This is a genomic window from Streptomyces sp. NPDC002265 (assembly GCF_040296125.1).
Taxonomy (GTDB): Bacteria; Actinomycetota; Actinomycetes; order Streptomycetales; family Streptomycetaceae; genus Streptomyces.
In genome coordinates, this window is the sequence record NZ_JBEOWS010000410.1 from 1 (window position 1) to 7,999 (window position 7,999).

Below are 7,999 nucleotides of genomic sequence, written 5' to 3' on the forward strand. Positions count from 1 at the left end.
GCGGCTACTAGGACCCGACCGGTCAGACACTGAGGAGCCCCGGCCCGCCGGAATCGGGCCGGGGCCCCGGTACACGCACCATTCTCCGACAGCCACGCCCCGTGTGCACCCCGCACGCCCGACGCCGTGCGTGCGCGGTGCATGCGGGGCGTGGCTGTCCTTTCCCGCACCGATCGGACCGGTACGGCGACCCTCGCCGGCCGGCCCGGTCTCCCAGGCCGCCGGCCGCGGCCGTCTTCCGGTGTTTCCCCGTCCGGTGAAGGGGTGAGGAGTGACATGAGCATCCACCTGGTAGAGGACGTGAGCGACGACACGTACGTCCTGGACCGCCTCGACTTCAGCTGGACCCCGGCCCGGCCGTGGCTGGGACACCAGGTCTCATGGGAGATGAACGGCCACCTCAAGGAGCCGGTCGACCTGACCCGGGTCACCTGCAACATGATCATGAAGTTCGGTCCCGTGAAGATGCTCGACCGGACCTACCGGCTGCCCGACCTGCTGGCGGGCGTCGGCGCGAGCCTGCCGGGCGACCCCAGACCACCCGCCGGACCATGGCGGCAGACCTGGCACCTCCGGCTTCCCGAGGCGGTACCGGTGGCCGAGCACCGCATCCTGCTGCGCGCCCGGACGGGCCGGGGCAGCAACTTCTTCGCCCTGGACATCGCCCTGAACTTCAGCCGCAGCTTCCGGCCGCGTCAGGTGCCGATCCCCTGTGCATAGCTGAAGAAGTCGGTCGGGTCGTACTTCCGCTTCACCCTGACCAGCCGGTCGTAGTTCGCGCCGTAGTAGGCCCGCCGCCAGTCCTTCAGCGTGGGGTCCGGGAAGTTCTGATACGACTGCCCGGGCGGAGTGGTTCCGAAGATGCCCTGGTAGAAGTCACGGAGCCAGTGCAGGTTCGCGGTCTCGACGCGGCGCGGATCGTAGTCCGTCCAGGAGGTCTCGGCAGCGAAGACGAACACGGCGTTGCGGTGCACGAACGCCGTCGCGTCCGGTGGCACCTGGTTGATCTCGCCGCCCAGGGCGAACATCGCGAACCCGGCCCCGTCCTCGTTGCTGCTGCCCGGCCAGTCCAGCAGTTGCCCGGCGGCGGCACCGACCTGCTGTTCGGTCAGCAGCTCCCGGGAAGTGAGCACCGCCGACTTGGTGGCGAACTGTTCCACCGGAGTGGTGGCGCTCAGCAGCACGCTCGCCTGACCGGGAGTGACCTCGCGCACGGACGCCCTGTTGCGGGCGCGCTCCTCGGCCGTGCCGATGGCGAGCAGCGGGGCCAGGATGTCACGCAGCTCGTCGAGGGGGCCGTAGTACTGGCCGATGGCGTTGACATTGGCGTTCTCGCGGATCTGGTCCTTGGCACGCCCGTGGGTCCCGATGCCGACGCGCAGGTGGAACCGCTTGTCGTCCAGGCCGTTCAGGGCGATCCGCTGCGCGGCCGCGATCACCTGCTGCACGGAGTCCAGGCTCCAGCGCAGCTGGTAGAAGCCCACGTCGCCCTGGAACTGCTCGTACTGGAACGTAAAGGACGTGTTGACGCCGAAGTTGTTGCCCGCTCCCCCGCGGCAGCCCCAGAACAGGTCGGCGTGCGAGTCACGGCCGGCCTCCACCACACGGCCGTCGGCGAGTACCACGGTCGTCGAGACCAGCCGGTCGCAGGTCAGACCGAACATCTTGTCGCTGAAGCCGATGCCGCCGCCGAGCACGAGTCCGGCCACCCCCACCGTGGGGCAGCGGCCGGTCGGCACGAAGATCCCCTGGTCCTCCAGCAGCGGGTGCAGGTCACCGTTGGTGACACCGGCTCCCACGGTGACCGTGCCCGCCTCATGGGTGACCTTCATCGAGCCGTAGGTCCGGGTCCGGGAGCGGACGCCCGGCCGCGGGGTGACGCGAATGCCCTTCATCCGGGCCATGTTGAGCAGCAGGCCCGTGGTGGTGGAAAACCCGGCGTAGTTGTGGCCCAGCCCCGTGCGGGGTACGGCGGGCAGCCCCACCGACCGGGCCCAGCGCACCGACGTACGGGCGTCCTCGGTGGAGCCGCAGGCGACGATTCCGGCGGGGCGGATCCCGGCATAGCGGTGGTTGAACGGGATGGCCAGCGGCGGGTAGTGCGAGTCGTTCGGCCGGTAGAGGGTGGAGCGCGACGACAGCGCGTCGGCCAGCCGCTTCCAGTCCCGGGGGCCGACCCCTTCAGGCGCCGCGGCGGGTGACGCGGCGGCGGGCGGTGCCAGCACACCCGCCATCCCCGTCCCCAGAGCACCCAGCGTGCCTGCCCGCACTACGTCCCGCCTGTCGATCACAGTGGCTGCCCCTCACGAGAAACGCCCCGAAGAGGCGATCGCCTCCGTGTGAAGTCAACCGATCGCCGGCCGGCACAGCCGTCCAACATGCTCCGCGCACCGGCCCGCAACCCCAAAGAGTGCCCGGTGTACCGCCGGATGGGCCGCACCGCGGACGCACCGGACCGGGCAGGGAAAAGCTCCGCCCGGGCAGCCGGTCATGCGGAACGCCCGGCCGGGGATGCCCGGCCGGGCGTCACGCGGAGCCCGGGCCCCGCCCGGTCTGCGCGGTCAGTCCTTGTTCTGTTCGATGAGCAGATGGATGGGGCCGCGGAGCACGGGGCTGGGACGGTAGGGCGGCGGGTCGGCGACCAGCGTGGGCCCCTCCAGCCGGCGCACCAGTTCGGTCAGCGCGATCTGTGTCTCCAGCCGGGCCAGGGGGCCGCCGAAGCAGAGGTGGACGCCGCTGCCGAAGCCGAGGTGCTCGTTGTCCGGGCGGTCGGGGTCGAAGCGGTCGGGATCCTGGAAGCGGTCCGGATCGCGGCTGCCCGAGGCCAGCATCAGCATGATCTTCGAGCCCTTGGGGATGACGGTGTCGGCCACGGTGATGTCGCTGTACGCCGCCCGCCACGGAATCATGTGCACGGGAGGTTCGTAGCGCAGCAGCTCCTCGACCAGCGGGACGATCAGGTCCGGTTCGGCGCGCAGTCGTTGCAGCAGCTGCGGGTTGCGCAGCAGGGTCAGCATGCCGTTGGTGATGAGGTTGACGGTGGTCTCGTGGCCGGCGATCAGCAGCAGGTTGGCGGTGGCGAGGATCTCCTCGTCGGTCATCCGCCCGTCGGGCCCGTCGTCGTTGGCCAACCGGCTCAGCAGGTCCTCCCCCGGCTTGCCGTGGCGTTGCCCCAGCAGCCCGCCCAGGTACTGCTGGAGATCCTTGCGGGCCTGCAGACCGTGTTCCAACTTCTCCTTCGGATCGGTCTTGGGGTTGTAGTCGATCGAGTTGACGATCGCTTCCACCCACAGATGGAACCTCGGTTCGTCCTCGCGCGGCACGCCGAGCAGATGGCAGATCACGGTGACGGGGAACGGATAGGCGAAGTCGTCGACGATGTCGATCTGTTCCTTGCCCGCGAAGCCGTCGATCAGACCGCTGACGACAGCGGTCAGATCGTCCTCCATGCCCGTCACCAGGCCCGGGGTGTGCGGGGGGCCGAAATGACGCATCGCCATGCGCCGCAGGCGGTCGTGCTCGGGAGGGTCGAGGTTGATGAAGGACGGGGTGGTCCGTCCTTCGACCGCCTCCATGGGCTGCGACAGATTGCGCACGTCGGAACTCAGATGCGGGTTGTGCAGCAGCTCCATGATCTCGCGATAGGTGCTGACGACGTAACTGCCGTCCTCCTGCCGGGCCACCGGCGTCTCGCGCAGCTCGGCGTACAGCGGGTACGGGTCGGCCCGGGAGGAGTAGTCGAGGATCCGGAGCAGTGTGTCGGGCTTCTCGGTCGTGGTCATCTGGCGCTCCCTCCTACCGGTGCTGCTGCTGCGCGGCCGTGACGCGTCGCTCGCTCGGGTCGTGACCGGTGACGACCACGGTGGCGCCCTGGGCCAGCAGAACGGGGCCGGGGAAGTCGACGGGTACCGGCTTCATGTCGGCGGGCTGGTCGGGTGTGGGGCTCGGCGGCGGGAAGGGTGCGGCCGTCTCGATCAACTGCCGGTAGTGGTCCAGCCACTTGGCGTTGTTGAAGCTCACCGCCGCGGTGACCCGGCCCTGATAGCCGTAGGCGGCGACGAACCGGCGGTCGCTCACCGATCCCTGAGTGACCATCACCTCGTCGGCGAAGGTCGGCACGCCGACGGACTTGATGTTGACCCCGAACTGGATCGACCAGAACGCCGGGATGGACAGGTGGGGCCAGCGGTCCGCCTGGCCGCTGAGCATGTTGTGCGCCGCGACCTCGGCCTGTTCCACGGCGTTGGCCCAGTGCTCCAGCGAGATGAGCCGGTACTCGTAGACAGGGTTGGGGCAGCGGGCCACGTCCCCGGCGACGAAGATGTCGTCGGTGATCAGACCGTCGAGGGTGAGGGCGCGGCAGCCCGTGTCGCAGGCGATTCCCCAGGGGCCCGCCGCCAGTCCCGAGTCACGCAGCCACTCGGTGTTGCGGATGCCGCCGAGCGCCACCACCGCCACATCGGCGTCGACGGTGCTGCCGTCGTCGAAGTGGGCACGGCGCAGCCGCCCCTGATCGTCGCCCTCCAGCCGGGTGACCTTGACCCCGCAGCGCAGGTCGACGCCGTGCGCGCGCTGAAGGTCGGCCGCGACGTCGCCGATCATGGCGCCGAGCGCCCCGACCAGCGGAGCCGGCGCGAGTTCGGCGACGGTCACCGCGATGTCGCGTTCGCGGCAGACGGAGGCGATCTCGGAGCCGGTGAATCCCGCACCGATGACCAGGACGCGGGAGGGTCCGGCGGCCAGGGCCCGTTGCAGACCCTCGGCGTGCTCGCGCGTACGCAGCACGAACACCCCGTCCAGGGCCGCCTCGCTCTCGACGAACCAGGGCCTGGCCCGTACGCCGGTGGAGATCAGCACCCGGTCGAACGGAACCTCCCGGCCGTCGGCGAGACGCACCTGGTTGGCAGCCAGGTCCAGGCCGCTCGCGGGCAGGCCCAGCAGCCACTCCGCGTTGACGTCACGACGTCGCGGCAGCGTGGTGTCCCGGGCCGGCACCCACCCGGTCAGTACCTGCTTGGACAGGGGAGGCCGGTCGTAGGGCTCGCACGTCTCGTCACCGATCATGGTCAGCGAACCGGTGAAGCCCTCGGCACGCAGCGCCTCCGCGGCCCGCAGGCCCGCCAGGGAGGCGCCGACGATCACGATGCGGCCGTCGCGTTTGAACGCGCGCAGGTTGTCGGCGCTGGTCATGACCGCGATGCCTCCGCCGGTACGGCCCGTTCCTCCAGCCGGTCGACCAGGATCGCCTGGACCGGGCAGGCCGCCGCGGCGCGCAGCACCTGGTCGCGCCGGGCGTCGTCCGGGCTCGGGTGGTACATCAGCGCTTCCTCGCCGTGCATCCGGAACGCCTCCGGCGCCAGGAACGCGCACTGCGCGTACCCCTGGCAGCGGGAAAGATCTACGACAACTCGCATGCCGACCTCCACGGGGACTGTCGGCTGCGGACCCTGGAGCCGGCGTGTCACTACGGCGCGCACAGCGCCGGACAGGCTCCGAGCGAGGAGATCCGGCCGTCGCCCATCGGGCGACGCGCAAGGGAACGTACCGCGCTCGTCGGGTCTTCGCAGCAGGAGATGACTGTCGCGGGCAGGACGACCAGCGACGGTGAAACCGCACAAGGAACCGGACCCTTCGCCAAAGAGCGTATGCCTCCCCCCGATACCCCGCACCCGGTGACCGAGGGTGGCCGATGGCGGCCGGGAGCGACCGGGGAGCCGGAGGGCGGCCGGGGAGCCTGGGGGCGGCCGGGGGCGTCGTTCACCCGCACGCCACGCGCCGTGCGGCGAGGACCGTGGACTGTCGTCGACTCTTGACCCATGGGTCACGTACTGGGTGATGTTCTGGGCCTCGCGGCCGGTGTCGCCGTGAGTCCGCTTCCGATCATCGCCATCATCATCGTGCTGGCAACGCCTCGGGGACGACTGAACGGACTGGTGTTCGCCACCGGCTGGGTACTGGGCCTGGCGGGCCTGGGCACCGTGATGCTGCTCGTCGGAGGCCAGGAGGATGCCACCTCCCACGGTCAGCCGGCCGACTGGGTGGGGGTGCTCAAGCTCGCCTTGGGCGCGCTGCTGGCGCTGCTCGGCCTGAAACTCTGGCGGCACCGCCCGGCCGATGTCAGGCAGGCCCAGCTGCCCAAGTGGATGGCCACGATCGACCGCTTCACACCGGTGAAGGTGTTCCTCCTCGCCCTGTTGCTGTCGGCCGGAAATCTCAAGAACGCCCCGCTGACCATCGCCGCCGCGGCGTCCATCAGCTCCTCGGGACTGCCGGTCGGACAGCAGATCGGCGCACTGGCGGTCTTCGTCGTCGTCGCCTCGCTCGGGCTGCTCGCTCCGCTCGCGGTCTTCCTGGTCACGGGTGAGCGGGCGAAGAAGACGCTGGGCAACTGGAAGGAATGGGCGACGCGCCACAACACGGCCATCATGGCCGTACTGCTCTTCGTGTTCGGACTGAAACTGCTGGGCGACGGAATCGACGTCCTGAGTTCGTGACCGCGCCCGCGGGACGGCACGACGGCTCGCCACGTACCCGGCGACGGCCGTGCCGGGTGCTGCCGCGGTCGCGGCCCGGCACGGACCCCGGCCCCTGATCCCGGAGCTCTCAGCCGGGGATGCGCACCGTCTCCACCCAGCCCGGCGCCTGCGGTGCGGTGGAGCCGATCAGGGCCGCAACGACGCGGCAGGGCGGGGGCCGGTCGGGCCAGGGAGTGATCCCGTCGGTGAGGACCACGACGATCCCCGGGCGCTCCGGCGTGGCGAGCGCCGCCTCGATCCCGACGCGCATGTCCGTGCCGCCACCGCCGCCCAGGGTGATCTGCTCGGCGGCCGTCACCCGGGACACGGCCTGCACATCGGCGTCGCACGCGAACACGGTCACCCGGTTGCCCCGTACCCCCACCTCGCGCAGCACGCCCGTCACCTCCGCGAGGGCGGCGGCCAGTTCCGCGTCGCCCATCGAGCCGGAGGTGTCGATGACCACGGCCACCCGCGGCAGCGGACGGCGCAGGCTCGGCAGGACGACGCCGCGCAGCGCCGGGGTACGGCGCGAGGGGCGGCGATAGGTGTAGTCGACGGCTCCGCCCGCCCACGCGGCGGCCTCCCGGACCGCGCCCGACAGCGCCTGCCGCCAGTCGACCGTGGGTTCCAGGATCGACTCGGCCCAGCGCTGCCAGCCTCCGGGCAGGGTGCCGCGGCCGCGCTGGTGGGCGCGCATCGCCTCGGCGGTCTGCCGCCGCAGCGCCTGCGCCTCCACGTCGCCGATCCGCGCGGGGCCGGCGGCGCCCGGCAGCTCCCAGGAGCCGGGACGGCCGTGGGCGCCGGATCCGCAGTCGGGCGTGCGCACATGTGGTGGCAGCAGGTCCAGGTACGCCTCGAACAGCCCGCCCTCGGGAAGGCCGAACAGCCGGGGTTCCATGCGCCCATCGGGCAGCCGCAGACCGTCGGCGAGCAGGTCGTCGTTGATCTCGCAGTCCTGGGCGACGTTGACGCGGTGCCAGTCCCCCTGGGCCGCGGCGGGCAGCCGGTCCGCGCGGCCGTGATGGTCGCGCAGCAGATGCGCCACCTCGTGCACCCAGACGCCCGCGAGCTCGGGCACCGCCGTCGCCTCGACGAACGCGGGGGACACATAGCAGCGCCAGTGCCGGTCCACCCCCATCGTGGGCACCTGCGTGCTCGGCACGACGGTCAGGGAGTACAACGCGGCCGCCAGATACGGCCGGTCGCTCGCCGCCCGGTAGCGGGCGGCCAGCAGCTTGGTCATGTCCAGGGCGCCACGGGCGTCTCCCGCGGTCCCCGTGGGCCTCACCGGCCGCCGCCGGGCAGCGCTCCCGACATCTGGAGCAGGTCCAGGAACCCGTCGATCCCGGCCGGTACGGGCCAGTCGAGGTGCCGCATCGCGGCGAGGTCGGTGGCGGCCCGGGCCGCCCCCTGGTGGACGAGCCGTACGGGCGCCCCGCCCCGCGGGACAACCACAGGTACGAACGGAAGAGCGAGCGGGT

At 71.3% G+C, this 7,999-nt stretch carries 8 protein-coding genes; 2 read left to right on the top strand and 6 right to left on the bottom strand.

Translation table 11 applies throughout. The annotated features are described in order from the left end of the window. Positions 1-276 precede the first annotated feature (276 nt). Entirely contained in the window at positions 277-720 is a 444-nt protein-coding gene (locus ABT085_RS40830; protein WP_351620444.1) for a hypothetical protein, read from the top strand. Here the strand turns inward: ABT085_RS40830 and ABT085_RS40835 are convergent. From ABT085_RS40835 to ABT085_RS40850, 4 genes are all read right to left on the bottom strand, one after another. Next, positions 696-2,234 carry an FAD-binding oxidoreductase gene (locus tag ABT085_RS40835; protein ID WP_351620447.1) on the bottom strand — a complete coding sequence of 513 codons (1,539 nt, stop codon included), beginning with the start codon at positions 2,232-2,234 and terminating at the stop codon, positions 696-698. The two genes, ABT085_RS40830 and ABT085_RS40835, sit on opposite strands and share 25 nt — an antisense overlap. Before the next feature lie 327 nt (positions 2,235-2,561). Continuing rightward, entirely contained in the window at positions 2,562-3,782 is a 1,221-nt protein-coding gene (locus ABT085_RS40840; RefSeq protein ID WP_351620450.1) for a cytochrome P450, read from the bottom strand. Between the two features lie 13 nt (positions 3,783-3,795). Then, positions 3,796-5,190: an NAD(P)/FAD-dependent oxidoreductase gene (locus ABT085_RS40845; protein ID WP_351620453.1), complete on the bottom strand. Its 1,395-nt coding sequence runs from the start codon at positions 5,188-5,190 to the stop codon at positions 3,796-3,798. Further along, positions 5,187-5,414 carry a ferredoxin gene (locus tag ABT085_RS40850; protein WP_351620456.1) on the bottom strand — a complete coding sequence of 76 codons (228 nt, stop codon included), beginning with the start codon at positions 5,412-5,414 and terminating at the stop codon, positions 5,187-5,189. The genes ABT085_RS40845 and ABT085_RS40850 overlap by 4 nt, the downstream gene beginning before the upstream one ends. A 402-nt stretch (positions 5,415-5,816) precedes the next feature. Between ABT085_RS40850 and ABT085_RS40855 the strand changes: the two genes are divergently transcribed. Continuing rightward, a complete protein-coding gene (locus ABT085_RS40855; RefSeq protein ID WP_351620463.1) occupies positions 5,817-6,494 on the top strand; it encodes a GAP family protein in 678 nt (225 codons plus the stop codon). 109 nt (positions 6,495-6,603) lie between these two features. Here the strand turns inward: ABT085_RS40855 and ABT085_RS40860 are convergent, their stop codons facing one another. Together ABT085_RS40860 and ABT085_RS40865 are read right to left on the bottom strand one after the other, a co-directional pair. Continuing rightward, positions 6,604-7,761, bottom strand: a complete 1,158-nt coding sequence (locus ABT085_RS40860) for a vWA domain-containing protein (protein ID WP_351620467.1) — start codon at positions 7,759-7,761, stop codon at positions 6,604-6,606. Between the two features lie 41 nt (positions 7,762-7,802). Further along, a partial coding sequence (locus tag ABT085_RS40865; protein WP_351620470.1) for a hypothetical protein occupies positions 7,803-7,999 on the bottom strand: 197 nt, incomplete at its 5' end.